The organism is Streptomyces sp. NBC_00631 (assembly GCF_045206895.1).
GTDB lineage: Bacteria > Actinomycetota > Actinomycetes > Streptomycetales > Streptomycetaceae > Streptomyces.
Genome location: NZ_CP107734.1, coordinates 9,730,258 through 9,747,030, shown reverse-complemented (window position 1 = coordinate 9,747,030; position 16,773 = coordinate 9,730,258). Strand labels below are relative to the sequence as shown.

General features: G+C 73.0%; 18 protein-coding genes and 1 tRNA gene. 11 read left to right on the top strand and 8 right to left on the bottom strand.

All coding sequences use genetic code 11. From position 1 onward, the window contains the following. Positions 1–74: 74 nt before the first annotated feature. Entirely contained in the window at positions 75–776 is a 702-nt protein-coding gene (locus OHB00_RS44215; protein WP_406443660.1) for a hypothetical protein, read from the top strand. A 307-nt stretch (positions 777–1,083) separates the two neighbouring features. Here the strand turns inward: OHB00_RS44215 and OHB00_RS44210 are convergent. After that, positions 1,084–1,157 (bottom strand) — tRNA-Pro (locus tag OHB00_RS44210). Positions 1,158–1,263: 106 nt separating this feature from the next. Here OHB00_RS44210 and OHB00_RS44205 point away from each other — a divergent pair. Both OHB00_RS44205 and cobF read left to right on the top strand, forming a co-directional pair. Next, positions 1,264–1,776: a DUF309 domain-containing protein gene (locus tag OHB00_RS44205; RefSeq protein ID WP_406443659.1), complete on the top strand. Its 513-nt coding sequence runs from the start codon at positions 1,264–1,266 to the stop codon at positions 1,774–1,776. A 45-nt stretch (positions 1,777–1,821) separates the two neighbouring features. Continuing rightward, positions 1,822–2,604, top strand: a complete 783-nt coding sequence (gene cobF, locus OHB00_RS44200; protein ID WP_406443657.1) for a precorrin-6A synthase (deacetylating) — start codon at positions 1,822–1,824, stop codon at positions 2,602–2,604. A gap of 84 nt (positions 2,605–2,688) precedes the next feature. Here cobF and OHB00_RS44195 read toward each other — a convergent pair whose 3' ends face one another. The 5 genes from OHB00_RS44195 to OHB00_RS44175 form a co-directional block, all read right to left on the bottom strand. After that, positions 2,689–3,435, bottom strand: coding sequence for a cobalt-precorrin-6A reductase (locus OHB00_RS44195; protein WP_406443655.1), 747 nt, complete (start codon positions 3,433–3,435; stop codon positions 2,689–2,691). 138 nt (positions 3,436–3,573) lie between these two features. After that, the gene (gene ykgO / locus OHB00_RS44190; RefSeq protein WP_046728129.1) at positions 3,574–3,696 is read right to left on the bottom strand and encodes a type B 50S ribosomal protein L36; all 123 of its coding nucleotides are present in this window, start codon (positions 3,694–3,696) and stop codon (positions 3,574–3,576) included. A 35-nt stretch (positions 3,697–3,731) separates the two neighbouring features. Beyond that, complete coding sequence (locus tag OHB00_RS44185; RefSeq protein WP_406443653.1) at positions 3,732–3,992, bottom strand: type B 50S ribosomal protein L31; 261 nt, start codon at positions 3,990–3,992, stop codon at positions 3,732–3,734. 41 nt (positions 3,993–4,033) lie between these two features. Continuing rightward, entirely contained in the window at positions 4,034–4,198 is a 165-nt protein-coding gene (rpmG, locus tag OHB00_RS44180; protein ID WP_093497749.1) for a 50S ribosomal protein L33, read from the bottom strand. Positions 4,199–4,356: 158 nt separating this feature from the next. Beyond that, entirely contained in the window at positions 4,357–5,130 is a 774-nt protein-coding gene (locus OHB00_RS44175) for a sulfite exporter TauE/SafE family protein (RefSeq protein ID WP_406443651.1), read from the bottom strand. A 375-nt stretch (positions 5,131–5,505) separates the two neighbouring features. On the opposite strand from OHB00_RS44175, the gene OHB00_RS44170 reads away from it, so the two are divergent. Then, complete coding sequence (locus OHB00_RS44170; protein ID WP_406443649.1) at positions 5,506–5,976, top strand: Dps family protein; 471 nt, start codon at positions 5,506–5,508, stop codon at positions 5,974–5,976. A 119-nt stretch (positions 5,977–6,095) separates the two neighbouring features. Here OHB00_RS44170 and OHB00_RS44165 read toward each other — a convergent pair whose 3' ends face one another. Then, positions 6,096–7,253, bottom strand: coding sequence for a histidine kinase (locus OHB00_RS44165; RefSeq protein ID WP_406443647.1), 1,158 nt, complete (start codon positions 7,251–7,253; stop codon positions 6,096–6,098). Between the two features lie 170 nt (positions 7,254–7,423). Here OHB00_RS44165 and OHB00_RS44160 point away from each other — a divergent pair, with 170 nt between their 5' ends. From OHB00_RS44160 to OHB00_RS44130, 7 genes are all read left to right on the top strand, one after another. Next, positions 7,424–7,795 carry a DUF4333 domain-containing protein gene (locus OHB00_RS44160; RefSeq protein WP_406443645.1) on the top strand — a complete coding sequence of 124 codons (372 nt, stop codon included), beginning with the start codon at positions 7,424–7,426 and terminating at the stop codon, positions 7,793–7,795. Positions 7,796–7,808: 13 nt separating this feature from the next. Next, a complete protein-coding gene (locus tag OHB00_RS44155) occupies positions 7,809–8,492 on the top strand; it encodes an ABC transporter ATP-binding protein (protein WP_406443643.1) in 684 nt (227 codons plus the stop codon). A gap of 30 nt (positions 8,493–8,522) precedes the next feature. Then, on the top strand, positions 8,523–10,508 hold the full coding sequence (locus tag OHB00_RS44150) for an FtsX-like permease family protein (protein WP_406443641.1): 1,986 nt from the start codon (positions 8,523–8,525) through the stop codon (positions 10,506–10,508). Positions 10,509–10,522: 14 nt separating this feature from the next. Next, complete coding sequence (locus OHB00_RS44145; RefSeq protein ID WP_406443639.1) at positions 10,523–11,209, top strand: response regulator; 687 nt, start codon at positions 10,523–10,525, stop codon at positions 11,207–11,209. 221 nt (positions 11,210–11,430) lie between these two features. Further along, complete coding sequence (locus tag OHB00_RS44140) at positions 11,431–12,834, top strand: glutamine synthetase (RefSeq protein WP_406443637.1); 1,404 nt, start codon at positions 11,431–11,433, stop codon at positions 12,832–12,834. Beyond that, positions 12,834–13,976: an amidohydrolase family protein gene (locus OHB00_RS44135; RefSeq protein ID WP_406443635.1), complete on the top strand. Its 1,143-nt coding sequence runs from the start codon at positions 12,834–12,836 to the stop codon at positions 13,974–13,976. The genes OHB00_RS44140 and OHB00_RS44135 overlap by 1 nt, the downstream gene beginning before the upstream one ends. Before the next feature lie 42 nt (positions 13,977–14,018). Next, complete coding sequence (locus OHB00_RS44130) at positions 14,019–14,546, top strand: NUDIX hydrolase family protein (RefSeq protein WP_382726724.1); 528 nt, start codon at positions 14,019–14,021, stop codon at positions 14,544–14,546. A 40-nt stretch (positions 14,547–14,586) separates the two neighbouring features. On the opposite strand, the gene OHB00_RS44125 is transcribed toward OHB00_RS44130, so the two are convergent. After that, positions 14,587–16,761: a SpoIIE family protein phosphatase gene (locus tag OHB00_RS44125; RefSeq protein WP_406443633.1), complete on the bottom strand. Its 2,175-nt coding sequence runs from the start codon at positions 16,759–16,761 to the stop codon at positions 14,587–14,589. Between the last annotated feature and the right edge of the window lie 12 nt (positions 16,762–16,773).

Genomic DNA, 16,773 nt, shown 5'->3' with positions numbered 1-16,773 from the left:
AGGGAACCGCGGCCCCGGACGGGGTCGTGTCCTGGTAGGGGTGAAGGGGAAACCGAGCGAGGTTCGGGGGAGCCATGCAAATCATCGAGGTGACCGGATATGCCGTCCGATCTGCTGTGATCACCATGAGGCGGACAGGGAAGCCTCTTGAATTCGTGATCTTCCCGATGCTGCATGTGGCTTCGCCGACGTTCTACTCCCAGGTCCGCATCAGACTCAGGGAATGCGACCTCATAGTCATCGAGGGAATCCGAGGGAATTCGGTCGGAGTGAGTGCCCTCACACTCGCTTACCGGTTCGCCCCACGACGTCGGCGCAACGGCTTGCAGGAGCAGCGCGATGACCTGCTGCTTCCCGAGTCCGTGCCGGTGGTCAACCCGGATGTGACCGCGGCGGAGGCGATCGCGGATCTGAAGACACCGCCGCGGTGGACCTACCTGCTCCTCATGGTCGCGGCACCCGTGATGGGCCTGGTATTCGCGCTGCGCGGCCCGCGCGCCTTCCTCGATGAGGACCTGGTGGTCGACGATCTGCCGTCGACGCTGCGGGCGGAGATGATGGCCGACGGTCCTTTGGAGCATGCGATGACGGGCCGGCGCGACAGACGGTTACTCGACGCGCTCGGCGAGATCCACGCGGAGCACGCCGACGAGCCGATCCGGGTGGCCATCGTCTACGGAGCCGGCCACGTCCCCGCGATCGTATCGGGTCTGATGGATCGTTACGGGTACCGGGCACGTGAAGCGGAATGGCTTACCGTCCTTGTCCCGTCGTAGATCGCCGGTGAAACCGGGTTCTGCGCGGCCCGGCAGACGGCGGCGTTACGGCTGGGTCTGATCACGTGATGCCGAGTGCGGTCAGTGGCCGGTTGAGGTCGCGGAGTGTCTGCACTGCACAAGATCGCGGCCACCGGCACGGCGCTCTGCGCACACTTCAGCGTGCTGCGGCACCGCGCTCGCTGAGCCCGATCGTCGTGACCCGCTGATCCCGGTCAAGGGCGCCGGTCACCAACTGGTCCCAAGAATGATCGAGGGCCGGTTTCGGATGCCTCCGAATCCGGCCCTGACCTGCGACTTCGTAAAGTCGGGACGACAGGATTTGAACCTGCGACCCCTTGACCCCCAGTCAAGTGCGCTACCAAGCTGCGCCACGTCCCGGTGCGCCAACTCGCAGTGACCCGCGTGATCGCGCGAACAGCACCTTACCCCACGTCCCCGGGCGGGCTGAAAAAGGGCGGCGGGCGGTGGGGGGACAATCGGTCGTATGGGAGACGCCGCGGGGACAGGAGCACGGGACCGGGACACCGAGGGGCGGGCGCGCAACGCGCGGCCGCGCGACGGGCTCGGGCGGCCGCTGCCGTACGGCGCGCCGGGCGTCGAGCGGCAGCCCGAGGGGGTCGTACGGACCCCGGAGGAGACGGTTGCCGAGGCGCAGGCGCTGCTGGACGCCGGGAAGCCGTTCCACGCGCACGAGGTGTTCGAGGACGCCTGGAAGTCGGGGCCCGAGGCGGAGCGGACGCTGTGGCGGGGGCTGGCCCAGCTCGCGGTGGGGCTCACCCACGCGGCCCGCGGGAACGTGACCGGCGGGGCGCGGCTGCTGCGGCGCGGCGCGGGCGCGGTCGAGGAGTGGGCGGCCGGGGGCGGGGTGCGGCGATCGTACGGGATCGATGCCGACGGGCTCGCGGCGTGGGCGCGGGAGCTGGCCGGTCGGGTGGAGGACGGCGCCGGGAGCGTGGACGCGAGCGGCGAGGCGCCCCGGCTGCGCGGCGCCCGGTAGCACCGGGGTGACCCGCTGTCAGTGGCATGCGGCAGACTCGGGAGCGTGCGAAAGATTCATGTCATCGGTATCGGCGCGGGCGACCCCGACCAGCTCACCCTCCAGGCGGTCCGGGCGCTGAAGAGCACGGACGTGTTCTTCCTCCTCGACAAGGGCGAGGTCAAGGGCGACCTGACCCGGCTGCGCAGGGACATGCTCGACACCCACATACCGGACGGCGGTTACCGGCTGGTCGAGGCCCGCGACCCGGAGCGGGACCGGGCCGCGGGCGGCGGGGCGTACTCGCCGGCCGTCGGTGACTGGCGCAGCGCCCGCGCGGACATCTACGAGCGGCTGATCCGCGAGGAGCTGGGCGCCGAGCAGACCGGCGCCTTCCTGGTGTGGGGCGATCCGTCGCTGTACGACAGCACGTTGGCGATCCTGGAGGAGGTGCTGGCCCGGGGCGCGGTGCGGTTCGCGTACGACGTGGTGCCCGGCATCAGCAGTGTCTCGGCGCTGGCGGCGCGGCACCGCACGGGGCTGAACCGGGTGGCCCGGCCCGTGCAGATCACCACCGGGCGGCGGCTCGCCGAGGGGCTGCCGGACGGTGTGGACGACGTGGTGGTGATGCTCGACGCCCACCAGGCCTTCCGCCGGTACGCGGACCAGGACATCGACATCTACTGGGGCGCGTACCTCGGCACTCCGGACGAGCTCCTGGTCTCCGGTCCGATCGCCGAGGCCGGTCCGCGCATCGAGCGGCTGCGGGCCGAGGCACGCGAGCGCAAGGGCTGGATCATGGACACGTATCTGCTGCGCCGCCACCCGGAGGTTCCGAAGGAGGGCTGAGCGCCGGCCGACCTGAGCGGCGGACTGTCCGGACAGACGGCGAAGTCGGCGCCTGCCGCCAGGACCGGCTGACGGTCGGGGCGGTCACGCGGAGCCGAACCCCAGCCGTTCCAGTACGCCGGCGACATCCGGCACCACCGTCACGCCGTCCGGCAGCGGAGGCCGCCGTACGACGACCACGGGCAGCCCCAGCTCCCGTGCGGCCGTGAGTTTGGCGGCGGTGGCAGCTCCCCCGCTGTCCTTCGTGACCAGGACATCGATCAGGTTCCCCGCCAGCAGCGCCGTCTCGTCGGCCACGGTGAACGGCCCGCGGGCCAGCAGCACTTCGGTATGCCTGGGCAGGGGAGGCTCGGGGGGCTCCACGGACCGTACGACGAAGTGCCGGTCCGTCAGGTGGGCGAAGGCGGACAGGCCCAGGCGGCCGGTGGTGAGGAAGACGCGGGGGCCGAAGCGGGGCAGGACGGCGGCCGCCGCTGGCAGGGACGGGACCGGGTGCCAGTGGTCGCCGGGGCGCGGTTGCCAACCGGGGCGGCACAGGACTACGGAGGGGATCTCGGTGGCCCGGGCCGCGCGTGCCGCGTTCGCGGTGATCGTCTCGGCGAAGGGGTGGGTGGCGTCCACCAGCGCGTCCACGCGATGCTCGCGGAGCCAGTCGGTGAGGCCGGCCACCCCGCCGAACCCGCCGATCCGCACCTCACCGGCGAGCGAGCCCGGCTTCGCGACCCGGCCCGCGAGCGAGGTCGTGACACGGACTCCGGGACACCCCGACAACTCGGCGGCGAGACGACGGGCCTCGGCGGTACCGCCGAGGATGAGGACGTGCGGGGACATGGGTGGAGCGTACGGGGTCCCCCACGGGTGGCGGCGGCTCGGGGCCGGGGCTGGGCGCGAAGGGCGTCGAGGGAACGCCGGGACACGCGACGGCCGCCCGGCAGAGTCGCCGGGCGGCCGTCGCGGGCGGGACCTCCGTCAGCCCTGGCGGGCCTTGAAGCGGGGGTCCTTCTTGTTGATCACGTAGACCACGCCGCGTCGGCGGACCACCTGGGCGCCGGGCTTGGCCTTCAGTGAACGCAGGGACTTGCGCACCTTCATGGTTCTGTTCTCCTCGGGTCGGTCACCGGGCCGGGTCAGCCGCGGGCGGCGGCGGTGCGGCCGAAACGGCGCTCGAAACGCTCCACTCGGCCGGCGCTGTCCAGGACCCGCGCCTTGCCGGTGTAGAAGGGGTGCGACGCGGACGAGATCTCCACGTCGATCAGCGGGTAGGTGTTGCCGTCCTCCCACTCGATGGTCCGGGACGAGTCGGCGGTCGAGCGGATCAGGAACGCCGAGTCCGCGGCGCGGTCCCGGAAGACCACGAGGCGGGACGCGGGATGAATGCGGGCCTTCATGGGGTTTCCTCTCTTGGCTGCTGGTGCGCTTGCGCTCGGCTTCAGCGCTCTTCGCGGAAGTCGACGTGCGCGCCGGCCACCGGGTCGTACTTGCGCAGGACCAGCCGGTCGGGGTTGTTCCGGCGGTTCTTGCGGGTCACGTAGGTGACGCCGGTCCCTGCCGTCGACTTCAGCCTGACGACGGGACGCGCGGTGCTGCGTGCCATGAGGTCCTCCTTTCGCCCACACCCGGGATCTTTGATCCGAGCATGTCATTCACGACCTCTGCAACAACGCCTCCCGCCGTCGCATTCCCGCGCTGCCGGACCGGACGGACCTGACGGACCGGACGGACCTGACGGGCCGGACGGACCGGGCGGACCGGTCAGCGCAGGAGGAGCTGCAGGCCGCCCACGATGGTCGCCGCGATGACCAGCTGCTCGAACAGCCGCTGGTTGATCCGGTGCACCGCCCATCTGCCGATCACCGCGCCGGGGACGACGAACACCACGAGCGTGGCGTCCAGGAGCAGCGAGTTGCCGTCGATCAGGCCGAGGCCGGCGCTGAAGGGGACCTTGGAGACGTTCACGATCAGGAAGAAGAACGCCGAGGTGCCCAGGAAGCCGAGTTTCCGGAAGCCGGCCGACAGCAGGTACATCGACATCACCGGGCCGCCCGCGTTGGCGACCATCGTGGTGAAGCCGCCCAGCACGCCGTACGAACCGGCTTTCACCCGGCCCGCCCGGGTGGTGACGGCGTCCGGGTCGTCGGGGCGGTCGGCCGTGCGGCGCCGCCACAGTGTGACTCCGGCCATCAGCAGCAGGATCGCGCCGATCGAGGTCCGTACGACGCCGTCGTCGGCCCAGACCAGGAACACCGTGCCGATCACCACGCCGGCCGCCACCGCCGGGAACAGCCGCCACAGGGTGGGCCAGTGGGCGTGCCTGCGGTAGGTCGCCACGGCCAGCACGTCGCCCGCGATGAGCAGCGGGAGCAGGACGCCGGTGGAGGCGCGGGCCGGGAGGATCGCGGCGAAGATGGCGAGGCTGACGGTGTTGGCCCCGCTGACGGCGGTCTTGGAGAAGCCGACGAGCAGGGCGGCGAGTGCCAGGGCGGCGAACTCCCAGCCGGAGATGTGCCAGAGCGTCATCGTGTTCATGCGGGAACCGATGCTATGTCCGGACAACCGGGCGGTGTAAGTACCGTCTCGCTGATTGGCCCCGGCCCGGGAACGGGCGACCTCCTGGGGGCTGCCGCCCCCGGACACCCCGCTTCGGCGTGAACGGCCTCGTCCTCAAACTCCGGACGGGCTGAGCGAGGTGCGGGGTGGCCTTCGTCCTCGAAGACCGGACAGGCCGCTCGAACACCAGACAGGCCGAGTGGGGTGCGGGCCGTCCTTCGCCCCGAACACCGGACGGGGTGGGTCGTGGTGCGGAGCGGCCTTCGTCTCGGGCGTGGTCGGGGGCGTTTGCCGTCGTGGCGTCGGGGCACCCGCGCAGCGATGACGGCACAGCTCAGAAGGGAGATGCGCACCATGTCCGTGGTGAAGAGCACACTGCCCGACGAGGCGCTCCGGGTCACCGGGAACGCTCTCCAGGAGACCCTGGTGGACCTGCTCGGACTGTCCTTGATCGGGAAGCAGGCGCACTGGAACATCGTCGGGCCGCGGTTTCGCTCGATCCACCTCCAGCTCGACGAGGTGGTCGCCACCGCGCGCACCTACTCCGACACCGTCGCGGAGCGCGCCGCCGCCCTGGGGGTGTCGCCGGACGGTCGTCCGGAGACCATCGCCGCGGCCTTCTCGCTGCCCGGCGCCAAGGACGGCTGGCTGCGCGACGACGAGGTCGTCGACCTGATGGTGCGGAGCCTGGAGGCGGCGATCGGCCGGCTGCGCGAGCGCATCGCCGCGACCGACGAACCCGACCCGGTCACCCAGGACCTGCTGATCTCCCTCACCGCCGACCTGGAGAAGCAGCGCTGGATGTTCGCGGCGGAGAACAACTGAGCCTTCCGGAGGGTTCGTTCGGGGTCGGAAAGTCGAGCGCCGAGCCCGACACCGTCCGGCGGCGCACGGCCCTGTGATCGCCTCTGAGCCATGAGCTCACAGCCCCCGGTCGTGGTTCTTCAGCTCTTCCCCAGCGGAAAGAGCGCCCGTACCGTCCACCCGCCCGCCGCCCTCGGCCCCGCGTCCAGCGTGCCGCCGAGGGCGGTGACGCGTTCCGTGAGGCCGACCAGGCCGAAGCCGCCGCCGTGCGCCGCGTCCGGGAGCTGGGCGGAGCCGTGCCCGTCGTCGGTGACGGTCACCTCCAGGCGGTCCCCCGCCCGGCGCAGCCGCACGGCGATCGCGGTGGCGTCGCCCGCGTGCCGCCGTACGTTGGTCAGGGCCTCCTGGACCACCCGGAAGGCGGCCGACTGCACCTCGTGGGGCACCTCGGCGTCCAGGCCGGGAGCACGGTCGAGGGCGACCCGCTGGCCGGGCGCCGGGAAGCCGTCGGTGAGTTCGGCGATGGCGGCGAGGTCGCCGACCGGACGGCGGTCGGCCTCCGTACCGGTGTCCCGCAGCACGCCGACCGTCCGCCGCATCGACGCCAGCGCCTCGGTGGCCGCCCGCTCGATGCCGGCGAGGACGGGGTCCAGTTCCCGGGAGGGCGAGGCCGCCATCATGCGGGCCATCTGCGTCTGCACGAGGATCCCGGTGACATGGTGGGCGACGAAGTCATGCAGGTCGGCCGCGATGGCCAGCCGCTCCGCCCGGCGGGTCTCGCCCACGGCCACGGTCCGCCGGTAGTCCAGCGAGCGCAGATAGCCGGCGAACCCGGCGGTGAGGCCCACCAGGACGAGTCCGACGGCGACGAAGCCCAACGCGTCGCCGGACAGCGTCCGGGAGAGCCGGACCGGTGTCGTCAGCAGCGCGGCCGCGACGAGCAGACCGCACCCCACGGCCCAGCCGGGCCGGCAGTGCCGTACCGCGACGAACAGCAGGCACACCAGGAGCATGACCTCGCCGGGGCCGAACGGGTAGCTGCCGCCGGAGACCAGCGAGCCCACCGTGAGCAGGGCGGACAGCGCGCCGGGGACGGCGGTGCGCAGTTCGGGGGTCAGCCACGGCGGGCGGCGCGCGGCCGGCCAGAGCACGGCGGTGAGGCCGGCCGGCAGGACGACCGCGACCGGCCAGAGACTGTGCCCGGCCGCACCCGTGTTCAGGAGGTCGGCGACGCAGGCCACGACCAGCACGCCGACGCCGAAGCCCCGGAGGCAGCCGTAGGGGGAGACGGACTTCATGCGGATCACGTTAGACACCGCCGCCACCGGGCCGGATCGGCCGAACGGCCGAGGCGGGTGCGCCGGACCATGGCCGTACGGCCGAGGCGGGCGCCCGGGCCCGCGGGCGAGGGTGAAGCCAACGGAGCAGCTGCTCCCCCTTCGCCCCGTCAGGTCTTCAGGAGTACGCCATGCAGCGCAGCAAGTTCGTCGTGGGAGTCGTCGGTGGTGCCACCGCCGGCGTCGCCCTGGCCGGCCTCGGCACCTACTTCCTCGCCGACCCCGAGTCGACCAGCCGGCTGGACGCCTACTCCACGGTCACCGTCGACGGTCACAAGGCGCTCGCCGCAGACATCGTCGCGGGCCGCACCCAGAGCAAGTACCACCCGCTGCCCTGGGTCGGCGCCAAGATCACCGGAGTGACCTGCCCGTCCGGGCTCAAGGCCGTCGCCGGGGCCACCGTCACCTGCACCGGCAAGAAGGCGGACGGCTCCGGGGTCCGGATCCCGGTCCGTGTCGTCAGCGCCACGGACAAGTCCGTGACCTGGAAGTTCGAGCGCTGATCGGGGCCGGAACATGACCGAGGCACTGGCCGGACACGGCCTCGTGAAGAAGTACGGCGCCACGACCGCCCTCGCGGGCATCGACGTGGCGGTCGGCGAGCGTGACTCGCTGGCGATCATGGGCCCGTCGGGGTCCGGGAAGTCCACCCTGCTGCACATCCTGGCGGGGATCATCCGCCCGGACGGCGGTCAGGTGCTGCTGCGCGGCGAGCGCATCGACAAGCTGGGCGAGAACAGACTCAGCGAGCTGCGCCGCAAGCGGTTCGGGTTCGTCTTCCAGTCCGGCCAGTTGCTTCCCGAGCTGCCCGCCGAGGAGAACGTGGCCCTGCCGCTGATGCTGGAGGGCCTGCCGCGCCGCCGGGCGGTGCAGCTGGCCCGGCGCTGGTTCGACCCGCTCGGTCTGACCGGGCTGGAGCGGCGGCGGCCCGGCCAGCTCTCCGGCGGACAGGCCCAACGGGTCGCCATCGCACGGGCGTTGGCCGTCGAACCGGACGTGGTCTTCGCCGACGAGCCGACCGGCGCCCTGGACCAGGCCACCAGCGCGGAGGTGGTACGGCTGCTCACCTCCGTCACCCGCGAACAGGGCGCGGCCCTGGTGATGGTGACCCACGACGCGGATGTCGCCGCCCACTGCGACCGGATCCTCCAGGTGCGGGACGGCCGGATCAGCTCCCACACCCAGTACACGGTCGCCTGACCGGCCCGACCCTCCAGCGGAGACCCTGACATGCGTTCCCCCGTCCTGCCCCTGACGTGGCATCTCGCCAGATCGTCCGGCCGCCGCGGCCTGCAGAGCCAGCTGCTCGCGGCCGGTGCCGCCGCCGTCGGCTCGCTCGTCCTGCTGATCCTGCTCGCCGCGTATCTGGGCTCCGGCGTCCGCGCCGACCGCACCGCCTGGCGCACCCCCGACGCCGACCGGCACGGCACCGCCGTCCAGGCCCTCACCACCACCTATGTCCGCGACGCCCCCGTCACCGTCGTCTCGCTCGCCCAACTCCCGCACCACGCACGGACTCCCGCCCCGCCTGGCCTGTCCGCCTTCCCGAAGCCCGGCGAGGTGTACCTCTCCCCCGCCCTCGCCGAGCGCCTGCACGCCCTGCCCGCGGGCCAACTCGCCGACCGCTTCCCGAAGGTGCGGTCGTACGGCACGATCGGCGCCGCCGGTCTCGCCTCGCCGGACGAGCTGGTCGCCGTGGCCGGGCGGAGGCCGGGTGACCCGGCGGTCGCCGGCTCCGCCTCTCCGCAAGGGCTGTGGGACGACGGGCTGACCGCCCGCGCCGTGGTCTCCGGGTTCGGCGGTACCGGGCGGAGCGTGTTCACCTCCGCCGACCAGGACGCGGTGCTGCTCGGGGCAGGTCTCCTCGCCGTGCCGGTGGTCGTACTGGCCTCGGCCGCCGGGCGGTTGGGAGCGGCCCGGCGTGAACAGCGGCTGGCCGCGCTGCGGCTGGCCGGGGCGACCCCGCGCCAGATCCTCGCCATGACCGGCGCCGAGTCGGCGGCGGTGGGCGCGGCGGGTGCGCTGACGGGCGCGCTGGCGTACTGCGCGCTGCTGCCGCTGCTGGCCCGGGTCCCGTACGGGATCGGGAGTTGGTACGTCGGTGATCTCTGGGTAGGGCTGCCCTGGCTGCTCACGGTGGTCGCGGGGGTGACCGGGCTGATCGCGGTGAGCGCGATGTCGACGCTCTGGCAGGTGGCCGGTTCCCCGCTGGGTGTCGCGCAGCAGGCGAACCCGCGCCGCACCCGTCTGGTCCGGCTGCTGCTGTTCGTGGCGGTGCTGGTCTTCATCAAGGCGACCGCGCACGGCGACGAGCTGACGCCGCCTCGGGTCGTCGGTTTCATGGTGCTGTTCTACGGCGCCTTCTGGATGCTCGGGCCGTGGGTCGTGGACCGGCTGGGCCGGACCGTGAGCAGGTTCGCCCGGCGCCCGGCCACGCTGCTGGCCGGGCGCAGGCTGAGCGACGACCCGCGGGGGGCATGGCGGACGGTGAGCGGTCTGGTGCTGGCCGGGTTCGTGGCCGGGTTCTTCACGGTGGGCACCCTCGGCGTGACCGGCTCCGGCTTCCGGAGCGACGAGGTCGCCGTGCCCACCGCGCACGGCACGGTCGCCGGGGCACGGACCTTGCTGACGGACGCGGGTGTCACGGCCAGGGTCGGCCCGGGCGGGGACGACTTCCTGCTCGGCGGCCAGCGGGGAGTCGTCGCCGAGGTCACCGGCGGTCCCGAGCAGGTCGACCGGGCGCTGACCGCCCTCCAGCCCCTCGGCCACGGCCGGCTGCCCTACGGCAGGGCCTACGCCGACGCGCAGGACATCACCGTCTCCGACCGGCTCGCCCAGCTCGGCACCGCCACCCTGGCCGTGAGTTTCCTGATCGCCACCGCCTCGGCGGGCCTGACCGCCGCCGCGAACGTGCTGGACCGGCGGCGGGTGTACGGCCTGCTGCGGCTGTCGGGCGCCCCGCTCGGCGTCCTGGACCGGGCGCGGGTCCGGGAGACGGTCCTGCCGCTGGTGGTCCTGGCCGGCTCCACCACCGCGACCGGTCTGTACGCCGCGTACCAGGTGAACAAGGCAGGGCACGGCACGATCAGCGCCTCGGGCGCGATCCAGCTCGTCGTCTGCGTCACGGTGGGGGCGCTGGCCATGTTCGCCGCGATCGGCGGCAGCCGCCCGCTGCTGCGCAATGTCACGGCGGACCCGGTCCGAGCGGCCGACTGAGAGATCATCGAGACATGACCGCATCCGCTCCCGGCTCCGCCCCGCCCATCCGGGTCCTCGTCGCCGACGACCAGGCGATGGTCCGCACCGGCTTCCGGTTCTTCCTGGACGCCCAGCCGGACATCACGGTCGTCGCCGAGGCCGCCGACGGTGAGGAGGCGGTGGCGCTGGCCCGGCGACTGCGCCCGGACGTCTGCCTGCTGGACATCCGGATGCCCCGGCTGGACGGTCTGACGGCGACCCGGCTGCTCGCCGGGCCGGAGGTGGCCGACCCGCTGCGGGTGGTCGTGGTCACCACCTTCGACCTCGACGAGTACGTCTACGGCGCGCTGCGCGGCGGCGCCTGCGGGTTCCTGCTCAAGGACTCCGGGCCCACCCTCCTCGCGGAGGCCGTCCGGGCCGCCGCGGCCGGCGACTCGCTGGTCTCGCCCTCGGTGACGGTCCGGCTGCTCAGGCACCTCACCGAGCAGCCCGCACGGGCCGCCGGACCGGTCGACGCACCTTTGGCCGAGCCCCTCACCGACCGTGAACTGGACGTGGTGCGGCTGGTCGCCGTCGGCCGCACCAACGCCGAGATCGCCGCCGAGCTGTACATCTCCCTGTCCACGGTCAAGACCCACCTGTCCAGCGTCCAGGTCAAGCTGCCGGCCCGGAACCGGGTGGAGATCGCCGCCTGGGCCTGGCGCAACGGCCACGCCTGAGCGGGCCCGGACGCCGGCCGACCCGGCCGGGGCTCCCGTGGCAGGTCGATCACCGGACGGCACAGTGTCGGCCACGGCGTGGTCGTGGCAGGGCGGACGGCTGTCGTGCGCGGCGGCGGGACGCCGGGCCGACTCCCCGGCGCCGGTAGCGCAGTTCGGCGCGGTCGCCGTGAAACCCTGACCGGGACGCGTGCATCCGAGCCCGTCGAGGAGGACGTCGTATGCCACCCCTGGCCGCCCCCGTACCCGGCGGGAGCCCCGGCGATCTCGCCCGGGCCCATGCCCTGGCCCACGAACTGTCCGCGCAGGGCGTACGCGGGATCGTGCTGGCCTTCGTGGACACCGCCGGGGTGTGCAGGGTGAAGACGGTTCCCTGGCAGGGGCTGCAGCCGGCGGTGGCCTGGGGTGTCGGCATGTCCCCGGTGTTCGACACCTTCCTGGCGAACGACGCGATCGTGCGCACCGACGTGCTCGGCTCGCCCGACGGCGACCTGCGCCTCTACCCGGACCTGGACCGGTTGACGGTGCTCGCCGGGCAGCCCGGCTGGGCCTGGGCGCCCGTCGACCGGATCACCCAGGAGGGTGAGTGGCATCCCGGGTGCGGCCGGACCTTCCTGCGCCGGATCGTCGCCGACGCCGAGGACCGGCACGGCGTCACCTTCAGGGCGGGCGTCGAGATCGAGTGGGCGCTCGGCCGGGCCGCCGCGCCGGCCGACGAGTTCGTGCCGGCCACGTCGGGCCCGGCGTACGGCGCCGCCCGGCAGATCGAGCTGAGCGACTACACCGCCGACCTGCTCGCGGCCTTCGAGAAGCAGGAGGTGCCCGTCGCCCAACTGCACCCCGAGTACGCGCCCGGCCAGTTCGAGGTGTCCACCGGCGCCCTGGACCCGGTGGCGGCGGCCGACCAGAGCGTGCTGGTACGGCAGACGATCCGCGCCGTCTCGCAGAAGCACGGCCTGCGGCCCTCCTTCTCCCCGGCGGTCGCCGAACGGGGCGTCGGCAACGGCGGACACCTCCATCTCTCCCTCTGGCGCCACGGCGTCAACCTGCACGCCGGGGGCGAGGGCCGGTACGGCATGACGGCCGCGGCCGAGTCCTTCATCGCCGGGCTGCTGACACACCTGCCCGCGCTGACGGCGGTGACCGCGCCGAGCCCGGCCAGCTATCTGCGGCTCAAGCCCTCCCAGTGGGCGGGCGTGTTCACGGCCTGGGGCCGGGAGACCCGGGAGACCGGCGTCCGGGTCATCACCGGCTCGGCCGGCCACCAGGCCCAGGACGCCAACCTGGAGATCAAGCCGGTCGACCTGGCCGCCAACCCGTACCTGGCCCTCGGCTGCGCCATCGCCGCCGGACTCGACGGGCTCGCCTCGTCCGCGACGCTGCCGGAGGAGGTCACCGACGACCCGGCCCGGCTGATCCCGGACGAGGCGGTGGCCCGCGGCGTGCGCCGGCTGCCGACCTCGCTCGACCAGGCCGTCGAGGAGTTCCGCGAGGACAAGGTGCTGCGTACCGCGCTCGGCCCGGTCCTCGCGGACGCGGTGATCGCGGTACGCGAGGGCGAGACGGCGGCCGTGGCCGGTCTGGACGACGCCGGGGTGGCGGCCGCCTATCGCTGGAAGTACTGATGCCGGGACCGATCCGGGAAGCCCTCGACGCGCTCCCCCTCGTCGACCACCACTGCCACGGCGCGGTCACCGCCGACCTCACCGAGCCGGAGTTCGAGTCGCTGCTGACCGAGGGCGAGGCCTGGCCGGGCGTCTCACCGTTCGACAGCCCGGCCGGCATCGCCGTACGACGGCACTGCGCGCCCCTGCTGGACCTGGACCGGCACGCGCCCGCCGCCGACTACCTGGCGCGCCGCGCCGAACTGGGCTGGCAGGAGGTCAACCGCCGGTTCCTGGCGGCCGCGCACACGGACACGTTCTGCGTGGACACCGGTTACGCCCCGCACCCGGTCACCTCGCCCGCCGAACTCGCGGCGGCGGCCGGCGCGCGTGCGTACGAGGTCGTCCGTCTGGAGAGCATCGCCGAGGAGGTGGCCGCCCGGGGCATCGAGGCGTCCGAGTACGCGGCCGCCTTCCGGTCGGCGGCCGAGGAGGCGGTACGGCGGCCGGGTGTGGTCGCGGTCAAGTCGGTGGCCGCCTACCGCACCGGTTTCGCGCTGGACCCGGTGCGGCCGACGCACGCCGAGGTGATCCGCGCGGCCGCGCTGTGGTTCTCCCGGGGCGGCAGGCTCACGGACCCGGTGCTGATGCGTCATCTGCTGTGGACCGCCGTCGGTCTCGGCCTGCCGCTCCAGCTCCACGCCGGTTTCGGGGACTCGGACCTGCGGCTGCACCACGCGGACCCGGCCCTGCTCACCGACTGGCTGCGGCTGACCGCCGGCACCGTCCCGGTGCTCCTGCTGCACTGCTGGCCCTACCAGCGCCAGGCCGCCTATCTCGCCGCGGTCTTCGAGCACGTGCACCTCGACGTCGGGCTCACCCTGCACCACGTGGGGCCGGCCCGGGCCGCGGCGGTGCTGGCGGAGGCGATGGAGATCACCCCGTTCCGCAAACTGCTGTACAGCTCGGACGCCTATGGTGTGGCCGAGTTCCACCACCTCGGTGCGCTGTCCTTCCGGCAGGGGCTGGCCGGAATGCTCCAGGACCGGGTGGACGCCGACGAACTGAGCCCGACCGACGCGGTGCGGATCGCCGCCTGGACGGGACGCGACAACGCCCGCCGTCTCTACGGACTTCCCGTATCCGACCCCGGCCGCGACTGACCGCGCGCCCCGCCAGGAAAGTATGATCAAGCAATGTCTGACATGACCGAAACCACGCCCGGTTGGCTGTCCTCCGACGAGCTGGAGATGGCTCGCGCCCGCATGCCGATCCTGTACGTGGAGGCCGTGCCCGTGCGCGTCGACGACAGCGGCGAAGTCACCAGCATCGGACTGCTGCTCCGTATCGGCCCGGACGGCACGGTCAGCCGGACCCTCGTCTCCGGCCGCGTCCTGCACCACGAGCGGGTCCGCGACGCCCTGCTGCGCCATCTGGAGAAGGACCTGGGCCCGGTCGCACTTCCCCGGGTGCCGGCCTCGCTGCAGCCGTTCACGGTGGCCGAGTACTTCCCGACACTGGGTGTCACCCCGTACCACGACCCGCGTCAGCACGCGGTGTCGCTGGCCTACATCGTGCCGGTCACCGGTGACTGCCGGCCCCGGCAGGACGCTCTGGACCTGGTGTGGTTCAGTCCGCAGGAGGCCACGCTGGAGGCCGTGCAGAGCGAGATGCCCGGCGGCCACGGGGTGCTGCTGAAGCAGGCTCTGGCCCATGTGGGGTTCGTGAGCTAGGCGGTTCGGCGGTTCTCGGCTCGGAGAGCCGCAGCGGCGTTCAGCAGGACATCTGGGCTGCGGCCTGTCTGCTCTGGAATGTCACCTTCTGGGTGCCGTTCGGGATGTCCTGTTCGGTCCAGATGCATTTCGCGTCGCTGAGGTAGCGGGCGCCCCAGCGCCGGGACAGCGCGGCGACCAGCTGGAGTCCGCGGCCGCCCTCGTCGGTGTAGGTGGCGTGGCGGATGCGCGGGGTGCTCAGGCTGCCGTCGTAGACCTCGCAGGTCAGGATGCGGCTGCGCAGCAGCCGTAGCCGCAGGGGCCCCTTGGCGTGCCGGATCACGTTGCCGACCAGCTCGCTCACCAGGAGCTCGGTGGTCATCGACAGGTCGTCCAGGCCCCACCGGGAGAGCTGGCCGCGGACGAGTTCACGGGCCTGGCCGGCCGCCCGCGGGTCGTCGGGCAGACCGAAGGAGGCGATGTCCTCGGCGGCCATGGCCCTGGTGTGGGCGATGAGCAGGGCCGCGTCGTCGGTGGTGTGCTCCCGGTCCGGCACCAGCCGCGCGACGACCGTGTCGCACAGCTCCTCCACACCGCGCAGGTCCGCCTCCTGGTCGGTGCCGGTGAAACCGGCCGGGCGGACACCGGCCCCGCCCACCACGCGCTCCAGCTGCACCAGGCCCTGCTCGGCGTCCTGGGCGGCGGACTCGATGAGCCCGTCGGTGCACAGGACGACCAGGCTCTGGTCGGGGAGCGGGAGTTCGTGGACGGCGAACGGCGGAGTGGCAGCGCCCAGCGGCGGGTCGGGACTGACGACCGGACGGTGCACGGTGCCGTCGGGCTGCACGAACACCGGCGGCGGATGCCCGGCCAGGCAGTAGCAGCAGGTGCGGCCCACCGGGTCGTAGACGGCGTACAGGCAAGTGGCGTAGAAGTCCTCACCCAGGTCGCTGACCAGGTCGTTGAGGTGACCCAGCAACTCGTCCGGAGCCATGTCGAGGTCGGCGAGGGTGCGCACGGCGGTACGCAGCCGGCCCATGGTGGCGGCCTCGGCGATACCGTGCCCCATCACGTCCCCGATCACCAGCGCGACCCGGTCCGCCGAGAGCGGGATCACGTCGAACCAGTCACCACCCACCTGCTCACCCCGCCCCGCCGGCAGATACCGCGCCGCCGCCACAGCACCGGGCAACCGCGGCAGCACCCGGGGCAACAAGGCACTCTGCAGCTCCTGCGCACGGGCATGCTCCAGGTCGTACAGCCGAGCCCGCTCCAACGCCTGACCCACCAGAGCACTGAACGTGGTCAGCAGGGTCCGCTCCTCCTCGGTGAAGGGTCGCGGCCGGTTGTACGACAGGGTCGACACCCCGACCACCCGACCGGAGGCGATCAGCGGCAGGAACGCCCACGCCATCTTCGGCGAGGTGCCCATCAGGATCTTGTCGGTGACGGCGGGACAGCGCTCGTAGATCTGGGCCGGCGACTCCAGGAACAGCGGTCTGCGGGACCGCAGCACGTCGGTGACGGGCATGCCGGCGTTGAGCGGGCCCTCGAACCGCTTCAGGTAGTCCAGCGGGTAGCCGACCTCGCCGACCCTGGTCAGCCGGCCGTTCTCGAACACGGAGACGATCAGCCCGTCGGCGCCGAAGGGTGCCAGGACGTGCTCGGCGACGGCGCGTACCACGTCCTGGACGGTCACGGCCTCGGCGAGCGCCGCGGTCAGCTCCACCGTCCGGGCCGTCCGTTCGTGCGGGGGCGCGGGCAGCCCGTGCGGCTCCTTCCCGCCGGCGCCCTCCAGGTGCTCGGCGGTCCAGGCCGCGACCGCGTTCAGGAAGGACAGCTGTACGTCGTCGGGCTCGCCGGGCGCGGGCAGCAGCACCGAGAGCACTCCGACAGGCGCGTCGGCCCCGATCAGGGGGACCGCCACCGTGCCGGCCGCGCCGGTTCCCAGGCCGTCACCGGTCATCTGGACGAGGACACCGCGCCGCAACGCACGGGACGGCGGTGCGTCCTGTTCCTCGCGCAGCTCCGTCCAGGCCCGTGCCGCCTCGGCGTCGACACCGTCCACCGCCAGCAGGGTCAGCCGGCCCGCGCCGGGATCCCACCGGTGCAGGAGGGCGCCTTGGCCGCCGACACTCGCCGTCGCCTGCCGAAGGGCCAGCGCCAGCGTCCTGGCCCGCGCCGCCACGGGCGGGGACGACTCGGGTTCGGCCCCTTCCGGACGGTTCGGGCACATAACGACAGGTTA